This is a genomic window from Microbulbifer maximicatervae (SeqCode) (assembly GCF_052467385.1).
In genome coordinates this window covers 4,593,694-4,613,205 of the sequence record NZ_CP174311.1, presented here as the reverse complement: position 1 = coordinate 4,613,205, position 19,512 = coordinate 4,593,694, and the positions used below count along the sequence as shown (strand labels likewise).

At 51.9% G+C, this 19,512-nt stretch carries 18 protein-coding genes; 15 read left to right on the top strand and 3 right to left on the bottom strand.

From position 1 onward, the window contains the following. The first annotated feature begins 113 nt into the window (after positions 1-113). Genes bioB through bioC form a run of 3 tightly spaced genes read left to right on the top strand, consistent with a single transcriptional unit; the run spans position 114 to position 3,894 of the window. Positions 114-1,163: a biotin synthase BioB gene (bioB, locus tag ACJJIR_RS19790; RefSeq protein WP_413665834.1), complete on the top strand. Its 1,050-nt coding sequence runs from the start codon at positions 114-116 to the stop codon at positions 1,161-1,163. Continuing rightward, positions 1,160-2,353 carry an 8-amino-7-oxononanoate synthase gene (bioF, locus tag ACJJIR_RS19785; RefSeq protein ID WP_444906552.1) on the top strand — a complete coding sequence of 398 codons (1,194 nt, stop codon included), beginning with the start codon at positions 1,160-1,162 and terminating at the stop codon, positions 2,351-2,353. The genes bioB and bioF overlap by 4 nt, the downstream gene beginning before the upstream one ends. Continuing rightward, on the top strand, positions 2,350-3,894 hold the full coding sequence (bioC, locus tag ACJJIR_RS19780; RefSeq protein ID WP_444906551.1) for a malonyl-ACP O-methyltransferase BioC: 1,545 nt from the start codon (positions 2,350-2,352) through the stop codon (positions 3,892-3,894). Before bioF ends, bioC begins: the two co-directional genes overlap by 4 nt. A 46-nt stretch (positions 3,895-3,940) precedes the next feature. Here the strand turns inward: bioC and ACJJIR_RS19775 are convergent, their stop codons facing one another. Further along, positions 3,941-4,429, bottom strand: a complete 489-nt coding sequence (locus tag ACJJIR_RS19775; RefSeq protein ID WP_444906550.1) for a L,D-transpeptidase family protein — start codon at positions 4,427-4,429, stop codon at positions 3,941-3,943. A gap of 232 nt (positions 4,430-4,661) precedes the next feature. Here ACJJIR_RS19775 and bioD point away from each other — a divergent pair, with 232 nt between their 5' ends. After that, positions 4,662-5,360 carry a dethiobiotin synthase gene (gene bioD, locus ACJJIR_RS19770; protein WP_413664193.1) on the top strand — a complete coding sequence of 233 codons (699 nt, stop codon included), beginning with the start codon at positions 4,662-4,664 and terminating at the stop codon, positions 5,358-5,360. A 65-nt stretch (positions 5,361-5,425) separates the two neighbouring features. On the opposite strand, the gene ACJJIR_RS19765 is transcribed toward bioD, so the two are convergent. Further along, the gene (locus tag ACJJIR_RS19765) at positions 5,426-6,025 is read right to left on the bottom strand and encodes a 3'-5' exonuclease (protein ID WP_444906549.1); all 600 of its coding nucleotides are present in this window, start codon (positions 6,023-6,025) and stop codon (positions 5,426-5,428) included. Positions 6,026-6,237: 212 nt separating this feature from the next. Between ACJJIR_RS19765 and ACJJIR_RS19760 the strand changes: the two genes are divergently transcribed. The 7 genes from ACJJIR_RS19760 (at position 6,238) to ACJJIR_RS19730 (ending at position 12,446) form a co-directional block, all read left to right on the top strand. Further along, positions 6,238-7,269, top strand: a complete 1,032-nt coding sequence (locus tag ACJJIR_RS19760) for an amino acid--tRNA ligase-related protein (RefSeq protein WP_444906548.1) — start codon at positions 6,238-6,240, stop codon at positions 7,267-7,269. Further along, a complete protein-coding gene (locus ACJJIR_RS19755) occupies positions 7,266-8,156 on the top strand; it encodes a nucleotidyltransferase family protein (RefSeq protein WP_444906547.1) in 891 nt (296 codons plus the stop codon). Before ACJJIR_RS19760 ends, ACJJIR_RS19755 begins: the two co-directional genes overlap by 4 nt. A gap of 83 nt (positions 8,157-8,239) precedes the next feature. Then, positions 8,240-9,247: a S66 family peptidase gene (locus ACJJIR_RS19750; RefSeq protein ID WP_444908438.1), complete on the top strand. Its 1,008-nt coding sequence runs from the start codon at positions 8,240-8,242 to the stop codon at positions 9,245-9,247. A gap of 142 nt (positions 9,248-9,389) precedes the next feature. Continuing rightward, positions 9,390-9,704 carry an HIT family protein gene (locus ACJJIR_RS19745; protein WP_413664198.1) on the top strand — a complete coding sequence of 105 codons (315 nt, stop codon included), beginning with the start codon at positions 9,390-9,392 and terminating at the stop codon, positions 9,702-9,704. An 88-nt stretch (positions 9,705-9,792) separates the two neighbouring features. Then, positions 9,793-10,188 (top strand): HIT family protein, encoded by a 396-nt coding sequence (locus ACJJIR_RS19740; protein ID WP_413664199.1) that lies wholly within the window; start codon positions 9,793-9,795, stop codon positions 10,186-10,188. 175 nt (positions 10,189-10,363) lie between these two features. Continuing rightward, the gene (locus ACJJIR_RS19735) at positions 10,364-12,145 is read left to right on the top strand and encodes an acyl-CoA dehydrogenase C-terminal domain-containing protein (protein ID WP_444906546.1); all 1,782 of its coding nucleotides are present in this window, start codon (positions 10,364-10,366) and stop codon (positions 12,143-12,145) included. Between the two features lie 109 nt (positions 12,146-12,254). Then, positions 12,255-12,446 (top strand): DUF3094 family protein, encoded by a 192-nt coding sequence (locus ACJJIR_RS19730; RefSeq protein ID WP_413664201.1) that lies wholly within the window; start codon positions 12,255-12,257, stop codon positions 12,444-12,446. Here ACJJIR_RS19730 and ACJJIR_RS19725 read toward each other — a convergent pair. Continuing rightward, a complete protein-coding gene (locus ACJJIR_RS19725) occupies positions 12,443-12,913 on the bottom strand; it encodes an EVE domain-containing protein (protein WP_444906545.1) in 471 nt (156 codons plus the stop codon). The genes ACJJIR_RS19730 and ACJJIR_RS19725 overlap by 4 nt on opposite strands. Before the next feature lie 121 nt (positions 12,914-13,034). Between ACJJIR_RS19725 and ACJJIR_RS19720 the strand changes: the two genes are divergently transcribed. The 4 genes from ACJJIR_RS19720 (at position 13,035) to ACJJIR_RS19705 (ending at position 19,385) form a co-directional block, all read left to right on the top strand. Then, positions 13,035-14,123, top strand: a complete 1,089-nt coding sequence (locus ACJJIR_RS19720) for a sensor histidine kinase (RefSeq protein WP_413664203.1) — start codon at positions 13,035-13,037, stop codon at positions 14,121-14,123. 4 nt (positions 14,124-14,127) lie between these two features. Further along, complete coding sequence (locus tag ACJJIR_RS19715) at positions 14,128-14,943, top strand: LytR/AlgR family response regulator transcription factor (protein ID WP_413664204.1); 816 nt, start codon at positions 14,128-14,130, stop codon at positions 14,941-14,943. 231 nt (positions 14,944-15,174) lie between these two features. Beyond that, positions 15,175-18,270, top strand: a complete 3,096-nt coding sequence (locus ACJJIR_RS19710; protein WP_413664205.1) for an efflux RND transporter permease subunit — start codon at positions 15,175-15,177, stop codon at positions 18,268-18,270. Beyond that, a complete protein-coding gene (locus tag ACJJIR_RS19705; protein WP_413664206.1) occupies positions 18,267-19,385 on the top strand; it encodes an efflux RND transporter periplasmic adaptor subunit in 1,119 nt (372 codons plus the stop codon). The genes ACJJIR_RS19710 and ACJJIR_RS19705 overlap by 4 nt, the downstream gene beginning before the upstream one ends. Positions 19,386-19,512 lie beyond the last annotated feature (127 nt).

The following is a 19,512-nucleotide window of genomic DNA, read 5'->3' as shown; positions in this document are numbered from 1 at the left end:
AGAGGCTGAATTAGAGCCCGCTGATCGATTCCACTAGAGCCTGCTAACAGGCTGTGAGTATCCGATTTTAATAAGCAACAGAGAGAGTACGCCCTGTGACTGCCGCCCAGCAAATGCCCGCCGCAGAGATCCGCCACGACTGGACCCGCCAGCAGGTACTGGACCTCTTCGCCATGCCGTTTAGCGACTTGATGTTTACCGCGCAGCAAGTGCACAGAGCTTATTTTGACGCCAATCGGGTACAGGTCAGTACCCTTTGCTCTATCAAGACCGGTGCTTGCCCTGAGGACTGTGCCTACTGTCCCCAAAGTGCCCGCTATGACACCGGGCTGGAGCGGGAAAAACTGATGAAGGTTGAAAAGGTGTTGCAGGAGGCAAGGGCAGCTAAGGCCGGCGGTGCTACCCGCTTCTGTATGGGGGCCGCCTGGCGCTCCCCCAAGAAAAAAGACATGCCTTACGTGACCCAGATGGTACGTGAAGTAAAGGCGTTGGGTATGGAAACCTGTATGACCCTGGGCATGTTAAATGATGATCAGGCCCAGGAGTTGGCGGATGCAGGCCTCGATTACTACAACCACAATTTGGATACTTCGCCGGAATATTACGGTGAGATTATTACCACTCGCACTTACCAGGATCGCCTGGAAACCTTGGGGCGAGTGCGCTCAGCAGGAATGAAGGTCTGTGCTGGTGGCATTGTGGGAATGGGTGAAGGCGATAAAGATCGCGCCGGGTTATTGATGCAATTGGCGAACCTGCCGGAGCACCCCGAATCAGTGCCCATCAATATGCTGGTAAAAGTCGCAGGTACCCCGCTGGAAGAACAAAAGGACTTGGACCCCTTCGAATTTATTCGCTGCATTGCTGTGGCCCGTATCATGATGCCGAAATCCCATGTGCGCCTATCCGCCGGTCGCGAGCAGATGAGCGATGAGATGCAGGCAATGGCCTTCCTCGCCGGCGCCAACTCTATTTTCTACGGTGAAAAACTGCTGACGACTGCGAATCCGGAAGCTAACGAAGATATGCAGTTGTTCAGTCGCCTGGGTATTAAGCCAGAAGAGTATCAGCAGTACGCCGATGAGGCTGAGGTGGAAGCGGAATTGAACGCGCAGATCACCGAACAGCAAAATGATGCCTTCTTCTACGACGCGGCCAAATGACCCTGAATGAAGTTCTGCAACAGCGCCTCGCCGAGCGCCGCCAGCAGAATCTGTACCGGGAACTAAAAACCCTCGATCGCGCACCCGGGCCGCGAGCCCGGGTCGATGGGCGGGAGCTACTGGTATTTAGCAGTAACGACTACCTGGGGCTTGCCAGCCGCGAGGAAGTCATCGCAGCACAGAAGGCGGGAGCAGAGTGTGGTGCAGGCGCCACAGCCTCTCACCTGGTTAATGGTCACCTGGATATTCATCACCGCTTGCAGCAGTGCATCGCCGAGGTAACCGGGCGAGAAGCGGCGCTGATATTCTCGAGTGGCTACATGGCGAATATCGGCACTATTTGTGCCCTGTTGGGGCGGGCCGACAATATTGTTTCGGACAGGCTTAATCATGCCTCACTGATTGACGGTGCCCGCTTGAGTGGCGCCAACAGTCTGCGCTTTGCCCATAACGATCTAGCTGGCCTTGAACGCCAATTGCAGCGCGCTACTAGCCGGGGTGGCGCTACTTTAGTAGCGGTGGATGGCGTTTACAGCATGGATGGTGATTTGGCCCCTCTGGCTGAGATTGCCACTCTGTGTAAGCAATACAACGCCTGGTTAATGGTTGATGAGGCCCACGGCTTCGGTGTAATGGGTAGTGAAGCATACCCGCTGGCGGGCAGCTGTGCCCTGGCGGGGCTGACCCAGGAACAAGCCCCGGTTGTGATGGGTACCTTGGGTAAAGCGGTTGGCAATGCCGGTGCCTTTATTGCGGGCTCCCGGGCACTGATAGATTTCCTCACCCAGTTTGCGCGGCCCTATATCTATACCACCGGAATGACGCCAGCAGTGGCTGCCGGTGCCTTGGCTGCTATCGAATTGATTCGCGATGAGCCTCAGTTACAAGGGCGCTTGCGGGTAAATATCGCTTATTTCCGCCGCAGGGCACTACAGCTCGGCTTACCTCTACAGGCGTCGGCCAGTGCGATACAGCCGCTGGTGTTGGGCTGTGAAAACACCGTGATGGCGGTTGCCAGAGAATTGCAGGAGCGTGGATTCCTGGTGGGTGCCATTCGCCCGCCTACAGTGCCGCTGGGCACTGCACGCTTGCGCATTACCCTGAGCGCGGCTCATCTGGCCGAGGATATCGATGAGCTACTAGGCGCGCTGCAGCAGATTTTGCAGAGCGCAGGGGTACTGGATAAGTGACACGGGTTGAACACTTGGTTTTCCTGCACGGGTGGGGCGGGAGTGCAGACCTTTGGCAGCCGCTTATAGAATCCCTGGCGCGTCGTACAGAATTGCAACTCCACTGTATTGAGTTACCTGGATTTGCTACACAAGGTGCTGAGGATTGGCCCCCACTAGAAGCTTTGCTGCAGAAGCTTTACCAGCAACTTCCCCCTAGCTGTATCCTGGTTGGCCACTCCCTCGGCGGTATGCTGGCCGTTCGCCTGGCTTCTATAGCGAAGCAGGACAAAGTTCTGGGTTTAGTGACCATAGCTGCCAATGCCTGCTTTGTGGAACGAGACGGCTGGCCAGGCATGGCCGAGAGCACTTTCAAGGCATTTTTCGATGCTTTTGCATCATCTCCGGAGAGTACCTGGGAGCGATTTTGCTCACTACAGGCGCGGGGTGATAGCTCCATGCGCTCTTTGCTTAAAGACCTTAAGGCACAAAAACCACAAATAAATAGTGATGCCTGGCGGGGAGCATTGTGCTGCTTGGCAGAGCTGGATAATCGCCAATACCTGGAACATCTGTCCGTGCCGGCACTGCACCTGTTTGGTGACAGGGATGCCCTGGTTCCCATTGAAGCTGCTCGGTCCATTGAGGCGTGTGGGGGCACCGTCAAAGTCATACCCGAGACGGGCCATTTACCCCATTGCACCAAAGCTGACATCGTCGCTGAATATCTATTCGAGCTTCTCGAGTCTATTGGAAACCCCCCGGCTGAGCCGTTTGATAAGGCTGCGGTAGCTCGCTCTTTTACCCGGGCAGCACAGGGCTACGATGATTGCGCCCATCTGCAGCGGGCAGTCTGCCGGCAGCTGTTGGCCCAAGCCGATGACAGCTGGGCACCCCGTACGATCCTCGATTTGGGCAGTGGCACCGGATTCGGTACTGAACTGTTGCGGCGGCATTTTCCTCAGTCGCAAATTATTGCCCTGGATCTGGCGGAGGGGATGCTGAAATTTGCCCGGACGCAAAGAGCCAAAGCTGATGGTTACATTGCGGCCGATGCCGAACAGTTACCCCTGGCGGCGGGTAGTGTTGATTTGGTGTTTTCAAGTATGGCGCTGCAATGGTGCTACCGCCTGCCGCAATTGTTTGCTGAGTTGCAGCGAATACTGGCCCCTGAAGGGCGGTGCCTGGTTGCCACCCTTGGCCCTAAAACCCTGGTGGAATTGAAACAGAGTTGGGCTCAAGTGGATGGGGGTGTACATGTCAATCAGTTCCTGCCCGCCGAGCAATGGCGTGAAGCAGCGCTGCACAGTGACCTCAGCGGATTGGTTACGGATGAACTGCGCCTACTGCACTTTGATAGCCTGCGCCAGTTGATGCGGGAGCTTAAGGGAGTGGGTGCACACAATATTAACCGGGCGGCGGATAAAGGTATGACAGGTCGTCGCAAACTGCAGCACTTGTCCGTAGCCTATGAAAATAAGCGGGAAGAGCGAGGATTGCCGGTAACTTACGAGGTGATCTATATGAATCTCACCGCTTGCAGGGCAAAAAAATCCGGCTGACCTGCGCCTATCGCAACGCAGGGAGCCGGGTGCAAGATTGAAGAGATCAGGGGTAGATGTCGATAGGGATTGGCGTCTTCACCAGAGCCCAGATTTCGTCCATTTCACGGTTGGAGGCCACCGCGATGCAACCATCGGTCCAGTTGGTGCGGCGCAGATGTCTTTCCATATAGGACCACTGGGGCTTGATACCGTGGATCATAATGTCACCGCCGGGACTGACCCCCATTTTGGCTGCCCGTGCACGGTCCTGCTTGTTGGGATAGGACACGTGGATTGAACGGTAAAAGCGGCTGTTGGGATTCTTCCAGTCCAGTGTGTAGCGGCCTTCAGGGGTGCGCTCGTCCCCCTGGCGAACTTTGTGTCCCCTGGGGTTATCCCCAAAAGACACGGTATAGCTTTTCACGACACGGCCGTCCCGTATCAGCTGCATGAGTTTCTTGGACTTATAAACTACGACGTGGTCAACGGGATCAACTTTCGCTGAAGCAAAGATTGGCATCAGCAGGAGCAGGGCAAAGGTCAGGTATCGCATGGTCTTTAAGCAGTTCGGGTAGTTGTCGGTTATTTCGCAATGACACCGCATCCCTGCTGTCTGTCCCCTTTAAGAGGGGGTTATTGTGTGAGCGCAACCCCGTGCCTTCTTATCGATGTACGGCTTGATCTGTTTAAAATTTGCGCTACCGGGTTAATTTATCACCATCTGAGTGGCGTGAAAAGTCACGTTATGAAAAAAGTTAACTTTTATTGGAGGAGGGGGTTAGGCCTTGGCAAAAACCTATTTTATCGCCGGTACTGACACCGAGGTCGGCAAGACATATGTGAGCGCCGCACTGCTATCGGCAGCGGCGGAGGCAGGCTTGCAAACGGCGGCAGTGAAGCCTGTGGCATCTGGATGTGAGCACACGGATGATGGCCTGCGCAATGAAGATGCCCTTTTGCTCCAGGAAGCGATGACTCTGAAGCTGCCTTACCAGCAAGTAAACCCCTTTGCCCTGGAGCCCGCTATTGCTCCGCATATAGCGGCCGCAGAGGTGGGTAAGCAGTTAAATGTTGCGCGGATGGCTGGCGTCTGTCGGGGAGTGATGTCTGCAGGGGCCGACCTGGTTTTGATCGAAGGTGCTGGTGGCTGGCGCACCCCGTTGGGCCCAAGAAGCTTTCTGTCCCAGTTGCCCCGGGAACTAAACCTACCGGTCATACTCGTGGTGGGCATGCAACTTGGCTGTATCAACCATGCATTACTCACGGTAGAGGCAATCCGCCGCGATGGGCTTCCGTTAGTGGGTTGGGTAGCCAACTTTGTGCGTGGTGAGGGTATGGCTCGCGCAGAGGAGAATCTGCATACCCTTAAGGCTCTACTGCCGGCTCCTCTTCTAGGCTCCCTTCCATTCGATAGCGCCGCGAACTATCGCAATGCTGCCCAGTACCTGGATATCGATGGGTTAATTGCCCAAGCCGATCACTGATGGGGCGGTAGGGTAAGGAGAAGACGCAGAATGCTGTTCTTACAAGGTGATATTACTAGGCCTGATTATATCTGATTTAAAAAACTAGTTCGCAGGGCGATATCATTTTCCAGAAGTTGGGCGATATTTCGTGTGTCATCGATACCGGAATGCTGTCGCCCTTTAAATTTAAGCCCCGATAGTTGAATAGCCTTGGCTAGGTCGACGCGGTGTCCTTTATTGTCAGCGAATATTTGCTTCACATTAATGTGAGGCAGGTATTGTAAGGGGTTTGCTATTTCCTTTCCGCCTGTTTCCATGTGCAATTGCCATGCATCAAAATTTCCCCAGCTGCCCCATGCGGCTAATTCATAGTTGGAAAGCCAATCTTTGAATTTATCCAGTACCCCGGGTAGCAACGAGGCCTTATCAACCTGCTCCTGAGTAATACCCGTTAATTCGGTACAAAATAGTGTCAATTCTCTGTGAATAGTGGGTTTTACGTAAAGCTGCCTTTCATCTAATTGAACAAAAGCTTTTTGTGTCAAACTTCCCACTATCGCACCCAACTCTATGGTTTCGGCTTCCTCTGGAGGGAGGGGCGGCTCGTTATCACAAGTACATTCGAGATCAACCAAAAGAATGTAAGTTTGATTTTTCATCTTTAATTGAGAAACTTTTTGCAAGAATATTCATGGCAATGTTTAATTTATAGTCTATGTAGTTATTCTGATAAAACTGTCGTGATTTTCTCTAATTTTTCATTATTTCCTTACTTGGCTATTGCAGTTATTGAATTTTTAAAGGGGGAGCTAAAACACGCAGCAAAAATTTGTATCACCCGGCAGTAAAAAGTAGATGGATATATTCTTATGGGGATATCTCTCTGATTGGGGTTGTGAAATTGACTACGAATGGGCATACAAATGGCTGGCAACCACCGATTCTTGAAGATCCCAGCAGATACTTGAAACTAGCAAATAATCCTTGGTTTAACTTGCTGGTAGATTTGCAAGACATACTTACTCGAGAGACAGCAATGTTCTGGCGAGGCCAGGGAATTGGAACCGTTCACTTACCTGTTACGACTGGTAGTATTTCGAGCCCAGTTGGGCTGGGAAGTGACTCAATTCCTGTGAGTATTCAATTAAATGGTCAGGAAACATATCTAGCCGACTCCATGCAGTTTCAGCTTGAGTTGTGTTGTCGAATGAAGCCCCGAGGCGCTTATTATCTAATGCCGTCATTTCGTGGGGAGGACTGGGACGCTACACATCTCTGCCAGTTTATGCACAGCGAGGTAGAAATTAGTGGGGACTTGGCTGAGGCTATGTCTTTGGCTGAGGGGTATATCCGCGCGCTCAGCAAAGCGATGCTTAGAGAGCAAGCTGAGTCGATTACACGAGCAGCCGGCAGTCTAAGTCACTTAGAGTCAGTGGCAAACGGAGATTTAACTTTTAATTCTGTTACTTTTGATGAGGCCGCCAAGCTTCTTCAGGACAAGCCTGAGTTTATCGATAAAACTGATTACGGGCGAAATCTTACTAGAGCGGGAGAACGAGAGCTTATCAGAACTATTGGCCCCTTTGTTTGGGTTACCAAGTGGGATCATGGGGTTGTTCCCTTTTATCAAGCCATGGATAAAAATGGCTATAGCGCATTAAATAGTGATCTCTTATTTGGGTGTGGCGAAGTGGTCGGTTGTGGCGAAAGACATGTTGACGATTTGGCTGTTCTCACAGCTATGAAGGTGCATGGGGTAAATCCAGAATCCTATAAGTGGTATACGAATATGAAGCGGGTTTATCCATTGAGAACTGCTGGGTTTGGCATGGGTGTTGAACGATTTTTAATGTGGGTGCTCCAACACGATGATATTCGAGATCTTCAAATATTGCCTCGCAGAAACGGATTTGAATTGTCACCATGAGTTCTTCCGATAGGGACCCTTCAAGTTACAATATTTCTAATCAGGTAAGAATTAGCTCACTGGGATTAGCTGAAGATAGAGTACCTCAGCACTTACACCCCATACTTTCATTTATCAATTCATGGGCAAATGGACAAGATGCACCAGTGACTATAACTATTGGTGGAAGCATCGCATCTGGCGAAGCCGATGCTTTTAGTGATTTGGATGTCACGGCAGTCTATATGTCGACTAATCCACTCAATAGGGCCAGAGCTGAATTTGAGCAGATGTTCACACAGCATTTTAATATTTGCGTGACATTCTCTGCTGTGCATGCGGGAATTCCAAGTTTACTTGTTTTCTACACTCGAAAAGATGACTGGATTGTAAAGTTAGATATAAGCTTTTTGTATTGTGCAGATCCACCTTGCTGTATCCCAGAACCATTCATCGTCTTGCGTAAAGATATTCCTATCAGCCAAAACACCATGTCTGGTGCGAAATCAATGTCAGTGCAGGAGATTATCCCGCGCTACTGTGGCTGGCTTTGGTATACATTTGCTAAAATTAAAAGAGGTGAAAGTTTGGCGGCTTGTGACTCTCTCGCCTTTACACGTAAACATGCCATTATTCCACTTATTCAACAGGCTACAGGTGTTAAATTACAAGGGGATCGGCGATTAGAGCAGCGATTGCCGACCGACTGGGTAGAACAACTTCATAACACTCACCCTCGTACTTTGAAGTCTGAGGATCTTTATTTGAGTCAAGCTAGCCTTCATCAAATTTTCCTGCGAGCGGTTAATGAAATAGGAAAGTCTGATTTGTTACTAGAGGGGCAAAAATATAATCAGCTTGTTGATGTGTTACGACGGCAGGGGCTAACCATTGACTGGCCTGAATAATGATGCAGTGTCGGTAAACTTTGGACGCTCAGGGCATAAGCCCAGAGAAACAATGCTTGAAATGCAAAGTTCACGCTATCAACATGAATAACAGGTTTTATCCTAAGCTAATACCGGGAAAGGCGATAGCAATATATTCACCCTCTTCAAATGTAGCAAGTAAATATCCTGACCGATTAATTCGGAGCGTTAAAGCCTTGGAGCGAACCTTGAATACAAAGGTTGTACTGCCGGAGCAGGTGTGCTTTTCAAGAGGGTTTACGGCAGGGACTGCATTGGAGCGGGCTCAGGCGTTTGAGAGTTTATTACTCGATCACTCGATTGCGGGAATCATGTGTTCAATTGGAGGATTCAACTCAGCTGAAATATTAGAATACTTGAATCGAGATATTGTTTGCCGACACCCCAAAGTATTAATTGGCAACAGCGATGCGACAGCATTGATTTTAGGTATTTATAGTTTGAGTGGATGGACTACTTATTTTGGCCCCACACTGTTACCTCAGTTTGGCGAATACCCACAGCCTTTTGCTTTTACGATCGAGAACCTTTTTTCTGCCATCGGTAATAATGAGACCTTGACAGAGCTAAGAGATCCTGCTGCATGGACTCGTGAATTTACGGACTGGGGTGAAAGTCCGCAACGGCGTCGTTTGATGGAAAAAGACAGTCACCGAATAGTTTATCGAGAAGGGCTGGGTGAGGGGATATTGTTTGGAGGGAATATAGAGACGCTAAATATGCTTGTGGGTACGCCATATCTTAATATCCCCTCAGATATTATTTTTTTCTGGGAGGCCCATGCTGAAGAAGCGCGACTAGAGAGGGTTCGTCGTGCCCTTACCCATCTGCGTCAATCAGGGATACTCTCTCACGTTAGAGGTATGCTTATTGGACGCTCTCCATATTGCACTGATATAGCCGGCGTCACGCTAAAAGATACGGTTCTTGAGGCTTGTGCGGATTTCGACTTTCCAATAGTAGCGAATTTAAGCTTTGGGCATACAGATCCCATGTTGACTTTGCCAATCGGTGTTTTGGCTAATGTTTGTGTAATGAAAGGTAGTGAGGCCCGTATCACAATTGTCTAACTTACTTTTATCAAAACAGGGATGCCCATGCGGTTATTGCTTGAGTACTCCGGGGGAGAGGTCGCAATTTATTATCTGCCAAAATGATGTTGCGACCGCACTAATACCGATACGGCCAAGAATTAGGGGGAATGTGGTGGTGGTGCCTCACGTCTATCATACGGATTTTTCCACATTCAATCAGAGTGAGTTCCGCGATCTATTTAAGTGTGTCAGGGAGTCTACTTTTGCAGTAGAAAACCTCTATGATCCGGATGGCACCAATGTCTGGTGTGATTGGGGGGAAATTACGGGGCGATCCTATCTTCACTTAGTTTGGGAGATTGTCCCCAGGAGTGACAGGAAAGCGGGTAGAAAATATCGCTATACGGATATTTTTTCGTGTCCGCAATGGAGTTCGCCGGAGAGGGCGAAGGAAGCTGCACGTCTACGCGGTGCTCTCAATTTCTCGAAATAACCCCTATTATACAACGATCATAACTTGTATTGAGTTTGCTGTGCCTTATACGTTTCGAGTTCGAAGGCCGTGCCCGCTATGTACACTGATGCATTCGAGTGTTCCGCTGGTAAAGGAGTTGAAGCACGCTTGCCTGGCGGTAAATCCGAGGCAGCGCAGTAAAGGCGCATTGTTAGTAATCCCTTCTTTGCACACGAATCATTTTACCGCTTGTGACTCGGTAGTTTTATCAGATGTCAGCAATTTGATCCTAACGGGTGTTGATATTCTGCGAGAGGCATTTCAGCCAGATGGTATTCATACATTCTGCAATTCTGGAGTGTCCGCAGGCCAGTCTGAAGATCACATGCATGTGCAAATCATCCCGCGATATGCAGATGAGCCCTATTCATTTGTACCCAGTGATGAGATTCCACTATTAGCTGAGGATAAGTTAGCCGAACTCGTCAGCGTTCTACTGCGAAGGAGCGCCAATGTAGACTAGCAGCAGTTTTTTCAGCCGGCTCTAGTGAGCGGTACAGCATCCATTCAACAGATTGTTCCCACTCTTTAGAACTGAGTGCTTGTCAGGTTCCTCAAAGCCCGAGACTGTTGACATTAGGGCGCTTCGGCCCTAGATTCAAACGAGCGTTTGAAACACTTGAATGAGGACCGGGAGCATGGCCGACTATAAGGCGCCACTAAGGGAGATGAACTTCCTACTTCACGAGGTATTTGCTGCGGAAAAACTCTGGGCGGAATTGCCCGGGTTGGCTGGAGCGGTAGATCGTGAGACCGCAGATGCGATTCTCGAAGAGATGGCCAAGCTGGCTGCCAACACCCTGGATCCGATCAATCGCACTGGCGACGAAGAGGGCTGCCAGTGGAATGACGGTGTGGTGACCACGCCGAAAGGCTTTAAAGAAGCCTATGCCACCTTCTGTGAAGGCGGCTGGGGTGGACTGCTGGGCAACCCGGAATACGGCGGCATGGGTATGCCGAAAATGCTGGGCGCTCAGGTTGAGGAGATGATCAATGCTTCAAATATCTCTTTTGCACTCTACCCGGTTCTGACTAACGGCGCCTGCCTGGCAATTGATGCCCACGCCAGTGATGCGCTGAAAGAAAAATACCTGCCCAAGATGTATGAGGGAACCTGGGCTGGTGCCATGGGCCTTACCGAGCCTCACGCCGGTACAGACCTGGGTATTATCCGCACCAAGGCCGAGCCCCGTGGCGATGGCAGCTTTAGCATTAGCGGCAGCAAGATCTTTATCACCGGCGGTGATCAGGATCTGTCCGAAAACATAATTCACCTGGTATTGGCAAAATTGCCAGACGCACCTAAGGGACCGAGAGGCATCTCGCTGTTCCTGGTGCCCAAATACAAGGTGAACGAAGACAACAGCATCGGCGAGCACAATGATGTGAACTGTGGCTCGATCGAGCACAAAATGGGTATCAAGGCCTCCGCTACCTGTGCGATGAACTTCGACGGCGCCCAAGGCTGGCTGGTCGGCGAGGAGAACAAAGGACTCGCGGCCATGTTTACCATGATGAACTACGAGCGTCTGGGTGTCGGTATCCAGGGCCTCGGCGCTTCAGATCGCTCCTATCAGAATGCTGTTGAATACGCTCGCGACCGTATCCAAAGCCGCTCTCCAGCGGGCGCCAAGCAGCCGGAGAAAGCCGCAGACCCCATCATTGTGCACCCGGATGTGCGCCGTATGCTGCTTACCCAAAAAGCTTTGGTGAATGGTGGCCGCGCCCTGTCCACTTACGTGGCCAAGTGGTTGGATATTTCCAAGTTCGGCGAGGGTGAAGAGAAAAGGAACGCGGAGAATATGGTTGCCTTGCTGACCCCGGTAGCCAAAGCCTTTACTACCGATATGGGATTGGATTGCACGATCCTCGGTCAGCAGGTCTTCGGTGGCCACGGTTATATCCGCGAATGGGGCCAGGAACAGTTGGTACGCGATGTGCGTATTACCCAGATCTATGAAGGAACCAATGGTATCCAGGCTCTGGATCTGGTGGGCCGTAAGACTGTAGCCACTGGCGGTGCTCTATTCGAATTGTTTGCTGCAGATGTACAGGGCTTTATCGATGCCCAGATTGATCGAGAGGAAATGGCAGAGTTTATCCAGCCGCTCATCGCTGAGATGCAACGCCTGCGTGAAGCAACTGAGAATATGGTTGCCGCCACTCAGCAAGACCCCCACGCACCGGGTGCTGCCTCTGTAGAGTACCTGCACCTGTTCGGCTACGTCGCTTACGCCTTTATGTGGGCGAAAATTGTGTCTGCGGCGCTGCCGAAAGCGGAAGCGGATAGCTTCTACAGCGGCCAGATAAAGACAGCGCGCTTCTACTTTGCTCGCCTGTTGCCACGCACCCAGGCATTGGCCGGCAGTGTCAATGCAGGTAGCGCTAGCTTGATGGACTTGGAGGAAGAGCTGTTCTAATAGCTCCCTGCGAAAGTGTTAAAAAGCCCCGCTATGCGGGGCTTTTTTGTGGAGCTGTAGAAAGCTTTCTCCTAAACTCAGGGCACAAAAATAACGAGCGAAAGTGCCCATGTTAGATCCCTCCGAAAAGAAACTCTCCGATGAAGACCAAGCCAAGGTCGATAAATACCTGCAGTCCGGCATCAACAGTGTCGAACGCAAGCCTTTCCGCCCCTGGGTACTATTACTCGGCTTGTTAGCGTTATTGACCCTGCTATCGTTGCTGAGCCTGTATATCGCCCAGACAAAAGGTATCGTTTAGCGCGGCGTGGAGCTTCCCAAGTGCTGGAGTAGCTGCCATTCGTCACCGGAAACTGGCTGGATAGACAGGCGCCCCTGTTTTACCAGCACCATCTCAGCCAATTGGGGGATGCCCTTGATTTCTGCGAGGGGCACCGGCCGTTGGAACTCACTTCGCCAGCGAATATCGACGCAGTACCAGCGCGGTTTATCCTCGCTGGCCTTGGGGTCAAAGTACTTGCTTTCCGGGTCGAACTGGGCCGGATCGGGGTAGGCAGAGCGAACCACTTCAGCGGTGCCCACAACTGCCGGCACCTTACAGGCACTGTGATAAAACAGCACGCCATCTCCTTCCTTCACCTTATCGCGCAAAAAATTGCGTGCCTGGTAATTGCGGATACCATCCCAGCGACCGCAACCGCCAGATTCGGCAGCGAGGTCCTGGAGGCTGTATTCATCGGGCTCAGATTTAAATAACCAGTAGGTCATGCGGCAGTTTGTCTCTTTGCTGCGCCGGTTGGTGTTTCGCCGGCTTTCGACGCCATTTAGTATGAAGCTGCCGATTAGTGTCAAATCGGCGCATAGATTTTTACCCAATAAGCGGGAGATTATGGGAAGCAAAACACTTCAGTGGCTCTCACAGAAGCTGGCTAGTCGTCGCTCACAGTACTGGGCTTTGCAGCTCTCTGGTTGGGGGGGCTATACGCTGTTGACCTTTGTGGGCAGTTTTTTCTGGGTGAATGACCACTGGATTCACTCGGGCTACATCATAGTTGCCACTACAGCGGGGGTTGTTCTCAGCGAGAGCATGCGCCAGGGGTTCCACCGCCTGTGGAGCAAGCCTCCAGTAATGCGATTAATAGGTTCTTTACTGCTGGTAGTGATGGCGGCGGTGATTTGGGCGGCAATAAAGTTCAGCGGCTCCCTGTGGCTGTATGGCCACGATGGTGATGAGCACCCGGCACTCCTGGCTATCTACTGGTTCACCTATTCATTTCTGATTCTGATGACCTGGGCGGCGCTCTATTACGGTATCAAGTATTACCGCTCCTCTCAGGCCCAGCAGGAAAAGGCGTTAAGGGCTCAGTCAATGGCGCATCAGGCCCAGCTGAAAATGCTGCGTTACCAGTTGAATCCTCACTTCCTGTTTAACACGCTCAACGCAATCTCCACCTTGATCCTCGATAATGATGGGCGCACGGCCAACAATATGGTGACGCGCCTGTCTCAATTCCTGCGCCACTCCCTGGATAATGATCCTATGCAAAAGGTCACCCTGGCGAAGGAAGTTGAGGCGCTGATGTTGTATCTGGACATTGAAAAGGTGCGCTTCGCCGATCGCTTAGGGGTGAATCTGGATTTACAGGGGGAGTCCCCCCAGGCCTTGGTGCCGAGCCTGCTGTTGCAGCCGCTGGTTGAAAACGCGATCAAATATGGGATTTCACAGCTGGAGTGGGGCGGTGAGATTGGCATCAAGTCACGGGTTTTCGCCGGCGAATTATTATTGGAGGTCAGCGATAACGGCCCCGGCATGTCGGAAGAGGAGCTGCGCCTGATTGGCAAAGGCTACGGAGTGGGCATTCGCAATACCTGTGAGCGCCTTAAGGCCCTTTATGGCGATGACCAGAGAGTGCGTTTCCGCAACCGCCCAGAAGGGGGCTTGTCGGTAAATATTCGTATTCCCTTTGAACAGGAATAAAGAGATGAGTGGAGTAGAGACCCTGAGGGCGATCGTTGTCGATGATGAACCCCTGGCTCGTCGCGGCTTGCGGCTGCGACTGGAACAGATGGCTAATATCGAGGTGGTTGCAGAGAGCGGCAATGGTCGCGATGCGTTAGACAAGATACTGGAGCTGAAGCCCGATGTAGCATTTGTGGATATCCAGATGCCCGGCGTAAACGGTTTGCAACTGGTTCAGTTGATTCCGGTGGACTCTCTACCTCATGTAGTTTTTGTCACGGCCTACGACCAGTATGCGGTAGAGGCTTTTGAAATCAATGCGGTGGACTACGTATTAAAACCCATCGAAGAAGAGCGCTTGGAGTTGGCTCTTACCCGAGTCAGGGAACAGAGAGCTAACGCTGATATCGCTAACCAACGGGAGCAATTACTCGAAGCTGTTGCCGATTTGACCAAGGAATCCCCTGAGGTGTTGGAGCAGAAGCTGGTTAGCGGGCAATTTGCCGGTAGTGCCTATCCGGACAAAATTGCAGTGAAAGATGCGGGCAAAATAACTTTGGTGCCCTCCAGTGAAATCGACTGGATCGATGCTGCCGGTGATTATATGTGTGTGCACGCTCGGGGTGAGACCCATGTGATGCGTATCACCATGAAAGAGCTGGAGCAGCAGTTGGACCCGAAATTGTTCCAACGGATTCATCGTTCGACTATCGTCAATTTAAGTCGAGTACGGGAGATACGAGCCCATATTAATGGTGAATACCATCTGGTGTTAGATAGCGGCGAATGTTTAAAAATGAGCCGCAGCTATAAAAATAAAGTCCAGCACTTCCTCTGATCCATAAATTTTTTATGGCTCTCAGGTGAGGCAGCAAAGCAGGTGGGTTTTCCACTGTAACGCTGCCTCTTAAGGCATGGATTTCATTTTGTGAATTTTTATTTTCTTTCCGGTGAATAAACGGGCTCTTCATGGCCTGATCGAATTTTCCTGGCAACTAGTCGCAACTGCCTTGTAAGGAATTCATATTCCGCTAGCCTTCAGTCCCAATAAAAAACTGGGGCTGAAGTAATGGCATTAACACGCGCCGCTTTAAAAAATCCCGCTGCTGCGGGGGTCGCAGTGGTTATGGCTGTTCTGCTTGGAGCTTTCCTCGCCAGCCAGCTGCCGGTTCAACTTTTCCCCGATATCGACAATCCTCGTATCGCTATCCAGGCGGGCTGGAGAGCGGCCGCACCGAAAGAGGTGGAGGCGGAAATTGTCGAGCCGATCGAATCCGTATTACAGGGCCTCACCGGTCTGGAAATGATGCAAGTCAACGCCGGTCGCGGTGGCGCCTGGGCAAATCTGGAATTTGCCATGGGCACCGATATGAACAAGGTGCTGATTGATGTTATCAGTCGTATGAGCAGCCTGCCGCCATTGCCCCGGGATGCGGAGCCACCGCGAGTAATGCTGGGTGGCTGGGGTGGCGATGCCACAGCACTGACCTATTTCTTTCTGCAAAAATTACCTGATAACCAGAATAACCTGGATGACTACGCTGGCCTGATCGAAGATGTACTGCGCCCGGAGTTGGAGTCGGTGCCCGGGGTTGCCAGTGTCCAGGCCCAGTCTGGGAGTGCGGCACAGGAAGAGTTACAGATTATTTTTGATCCCTGGAAAGCAGCTGAACTGGGAGTAGAGCTGCCTACAGTGAGTCGGCAGCTGGCGTCTGCCAGGGATGTCTCCGGCGGATTTACCGACGTGGGGCGTCGTCGCTATACCCTGCGCTTTGTCGGCGAGTATGAACCCAAAGACTTATCCGAATTAGTGTTGGAATGGCGCAATGGACAGCCGGTGCGCCTGGGCGATATTGCTGAGGTCAAGGTGGGGCCTTCCGAATCCCGCGGTGTCACCACGCAAAATGGCAATCCGGCAGTTTCTCTCCGTATTAACCGTACCAACAATGCCAATATGCTGGCGACTTTGGAGCGGGTTAAGCAAAAAGTCGCTGAGCTGAATGAAACTAAATTGAAAGCTGAGCAGCTTGTGCTGGTGCAATCATTTGATGCATCGGTGTTTGTTTACCGGGCTTTAAACTTGCTCGGCGGTAATATGATTTTAGGCATCGTATTAGCTGTCGGAGTGCTCTGGTGGTTTATGCGACGCATGCGTGCGACTTTGATCGTTGCCGCAGCGATTCCAATTTCATTACTTTCGACCTTTGTGGTGCTGTCGGCCGCAGGCCGCAGCGTGAATGTAATTTCTCTGGCGGGGCTGGCCTTTGCTACCGGTATGGTGCTCGATGCTGCGATAGTAGTGTTGGAAAATATTGTGCGCCTGAGAGAAAAAGGTCGGGGGGCAGAGGAGGCTGCGGAGCAGGGTGCGGGCCAGGTGTGGGGTGCACTGTTGGCCAGTACTGCGACAACCGTTGCGATATTCCTTCCGGTATTTTTCCTTAACAGTGTCGAAGGGCAGGTCTTCGGTGACCTGGCCCTGACTATTGCTGTGGCTGTGGTGTTTTCCCTGTTGGTTGCGGTGGCTGTGGTTCCCCTGGCTGCGCGTCTGTGGCTACCCTCTATCTCTACTGAAGACCGTCTCTCCCGAGTATGGGAAAAAATAACTGCGCGGGTAATGGCTTTGACGAGTACCAGGACCCGCCGTTGGCAGGTGATCGGGGGGCTTTTATTAATGCCCATGGTTGCGACTTATTTATTCTTACCAAACCTGGATTATTTACCGCCGGTAAAAAGGGATGCAGTCGACGTGTGGATGAATTTCCCCGCATCCACTAATACCAAAACTTTAGAAACAGAAATTGTCAACGAGTTGGATAAGCGCATGGCACCCTACATGAGTGGTGAGCGCGAACCAGCCCTGAAGAACTACTACGTGATCACCTGGCCCAATGGCGGCACTATGGGAGTTCGGGTTAAGGATATGGATCAAGCCAAGGAGATGGAGAGAGTCCTGCGGGAAGAAATCCTGGTGGATATTCCTGATTTCCAGGGATTCGCCGCGCGGGGTAATCTGTTTGGCCAGTTCGGTGGTGACCGCAACATTGCTTTACATCTGCAATCCCGTGATGCCGAAGCATTGATGCGTGCGGCTGCCCTTGGAGTTGAGGTTGTTGAAGAGGTGATGCCGGGAACGCCGGTGCAGACCAACCCGGGCTTATCTTTATCAGAACCTGAATTGACAGTGCGCCCCAATGATCGCGCAATGCTGGAGCAGGGCTGGAATCGCCAGGATATGGGCGGACTGGTTCGAACGCTGGGTAATGGTCTCTATGTTGGCGAGTATTTTGACGGTGAAAAGCGCCTGGATATTATTTTTAAAGCGCAGCCCTGGAGTACTCCAGAACAACTGCAAAATACGCCGTTGGTAACGCCCCGTGGGGAAGTGGTGCCACTCAGTCAGCTGGCCAGTGTGGAGCGGACTGTGGGGCCGGGCAGTTTGCGCCGGGTCGATGGTAGGCGCACTATTACACTGAATATAGTACCGCCGGAAGATGTGTCCCTCGAAGAGGTGCGCGCACAGCTGGAAACGGATGTATTGCCGAAGATTCGCGAAGCTCTGCCCGCTGACGGGAGTATTTTGGTGGGGGGAAATGCCAGTGACCTGGATAAGGCGTTGGCCTCGCTTTCCAAGAATTTCCTGTTAGCGCTGCTAATTTTATTCCTGCTGATGAGTGCACTGTTCCGCTCCTTGCGGGATGCCTCTCTGGTATTGCTCACCGTGCCCTTAGCGACAGTGGGCGGCGTGTTGGCGCTACAAATTTTAAACTTGATCGATTTCCAACCACTGGATCTGCTCACCATGATTGGCTTTGTGATATTGCTAGGCCTGGTGGTGAATAATGCTATTTTGCTGGTACACCAGACGCGAGCGGCAGAAATGGCGGGTAGCACTCGGGTGGACGCTGTAGAGCAGGCCTTGCGCCTGCGTTTGCGCCCTATTTTTATGAGTACCCTGACCAGTGTATTTGGCATGTTGCCACTATTGGTTGCTCCCGGTGAGGGCAGTGTTATTTACCGCGGCCTGGCCGCAGTGATTGTGGGCGGCATGGCAGTGAGCACGCTCTTTACCCTGGTTTTATTGCCGGCATTACTGCAAACCGGCAGCCTGCCACTACCCAAATTTACGGCTATGCGCGAAAGGTTTGCCCTGAGGAGTTCACAATGAAGAAATTGCTCGCAGGTATCGTTTTATCTCTGGGCGCCAGTGGCGTTTGGGCGCAGGGCGATCCTATTGCGGTATTGGTGGATCGGGCCCAAGTTCGGGAAATTGCTCCGAGCCAGTGGTCTGCAGGTGAGGTGGTGAGCCGACGAGATATCCTGGTTTCTTCTGAACTGGATGGTGTGTTGGAATTTGTCGCTGAGCCCGGCAGCTTTATTAAAAAGGGTGAGCGCCTGGCCGAGCTGGACAGTACTCATTGGCGATTACAGCTGCGCAATAGTGACAGCCGTATTGCACAATTGCGTGCGCGGTTGACCTATATGGATGCTCAGTTAAATCGACTGAGTAAGTTGGCGGAAACCAATAGTACCTCTCGAGCCGCATTGGAAGAGCAGCAGGCTGAGCGCGAGGCAATGGCTCAGGACCTGATTGCGGCTCAAATTGAGCGCGACCGCCGGGCCTATGAATTATCTAAAACAGCCATTGATGCAACCTTTGATACTTTAGTGGTGAGCCGCGAATTACAGGCGGGAGAATATGTGCGCACCGGTTCGGAATTACTGCGAGCCCTGGATATGTCACAGATGGAAGTGGAGGCGGATATTCCCTTGACGGCTCTGCCGCTGATTCGCATCGGTGACACAGTGGCGCTGCGCAGTGATTCTGTCTCTCTGCCGGGAGAGGCACGGGTGGATGATCAATTATTTAGCGGCCGGGTACGTCAATTTGTGCCTGTGGCCAGCGATCGCTCCCGGCGAGTTAAGCTGATGGTAACTTTGCCACAGAGTGCGCCGGAGCAGTGGGACTGGATTGTCGGTATGCCGGTACAGGTCTCTGTGCCCATTGCGCAGGCGCAGGCCACCATGTCTGTGCCAAGGGATGCCTTGGTTTTAAGAAATGGCGATACCTTCGTATATCGAGTGGGCGAGGAGGATAAGGCTGAGCGATTATCTGTGCGTATCGGCAGTGGCGATGGTGAATGGGTGTCGGTAAGCGGTGATCTCACCAAGGGCGATCGTGTGATAGTGCGTGGTGCTGAGCGCTTGCAGCCTGGACAGGAAGTTAAAGTGCTGTCGGAAGTGGTGCGAGATAAAGAGCCATTACAGGCGGGCAGTGGCTAATTCCTGATTTTTCCTGAAGGCCTTCTGATCAAATACAGGGTGACTCGCTGCTTGTGATCGCCCTGGCCCTCCTAATCTTTCACCAAGTAATGATGTTCCCTCCCCATCCAAACTATTTGTGGGTACA

What these genes read in the sequence shown, in the direction of transcription:
- bioB (WP_413665834.1), top strand. Translation starts at nt 114, where the DNA reads ATGCCCGCCGCAGAGATCCGCCACGACTGGACCCGCCAGCAGGTACTG.
- bioF (WP_444906552.1), top strand. Translation starts at nt 1,160, where the DNA reads ATGACCCTGAATGAAGTTCTGCAACAGCGCCTCGCCGAGCGCCGCCAG.
- ACJJIR_RS19775 (WP_444906550.1), bottom strand. Translation starts at nt 4,429, where the DNA reads ATGCGATACCTGACCTTTGCCCTGCTCCTGCTGATGCCAATCTTTGCT.
- ACJJIR_RS19755 (WP_444906547.1), top strand. Translation starts at nt 7,266, where the DNA reads ATGAGTTCTTCCGATAGGGACCCTTCAAGTTACAATATTTCTAATCAG.
- ACJJIR_RS19750 (WP_444908438.1), top strand. Translation starts at nt 8,240, where the DNA reads ATGAATAACAGGTTTTATCCTAAGCTAATACCGGGAAAGGCGATAGCA.
- ACJJIR_RS19740 (WP_413664199.1), top strand. Translation starts at nt 9,793, where the DNA reads ATGCATTCGAGTGTTCCGCTGGTAAAGGAGTTGAAGCACGCTTGCCTG.
- ACJJIR_RS19735 (WP_444906546.1), top strand. Translation starts at nt 10,364, where the DNA reads ATGGCCGACTATAAGGCGCCACTAAGGGAGATGAACTTCCTACTTCAC.
- ACJJIR_RS19730 (WP_413664201.1), top strand. Translation starts at nt 12,255, where the DNA reads ATGTTAGATCCCTCCGAAAAGAAACTCTCCGATGAAGACCAAGCCAAG.
- ACJJIR_RS19725 (WP_444906545.1), bottom strand. Translation starts at nt 12,913, where the DNA reads ATGACCTACTGGTTATTTAAATCTGAGCCCGATGAATACAGCCTCCAG.
- ACJJIR_RS19720 (WP_413664203.1), top strand. Translation starts at nt 13,035, where the DNA reads ATGGGAAGCAAAACACTTCAGTGGCTCTCACAGAAGCTGGCTAGTCGT.
- ACJJIR_RS19715 (WP_413664204.1), top strand. Translation starts at nt 14,128, where the DNA reads ATGAGTGGAGTAGAGACCCTGAGGGCGATCGTTGTCGATGATGAACCC.
- ACJJIR_RS19710 (WP_413664205.1), top strand. Translation starts at nt 15,175, where the DNA reads ATGGCATTAACACGCGCCGCTTTAAAAAATCCCGCTGCTGCGGGGGTC.
- ACJJIR_RS19705 (WP_413664206.1), top strand. Translation starts at nt 18,267, where the DNA reads ATGAAGAAATTGCTCGCAGGTATCGTTTTATCTCTGGGCGCCAGTGGC.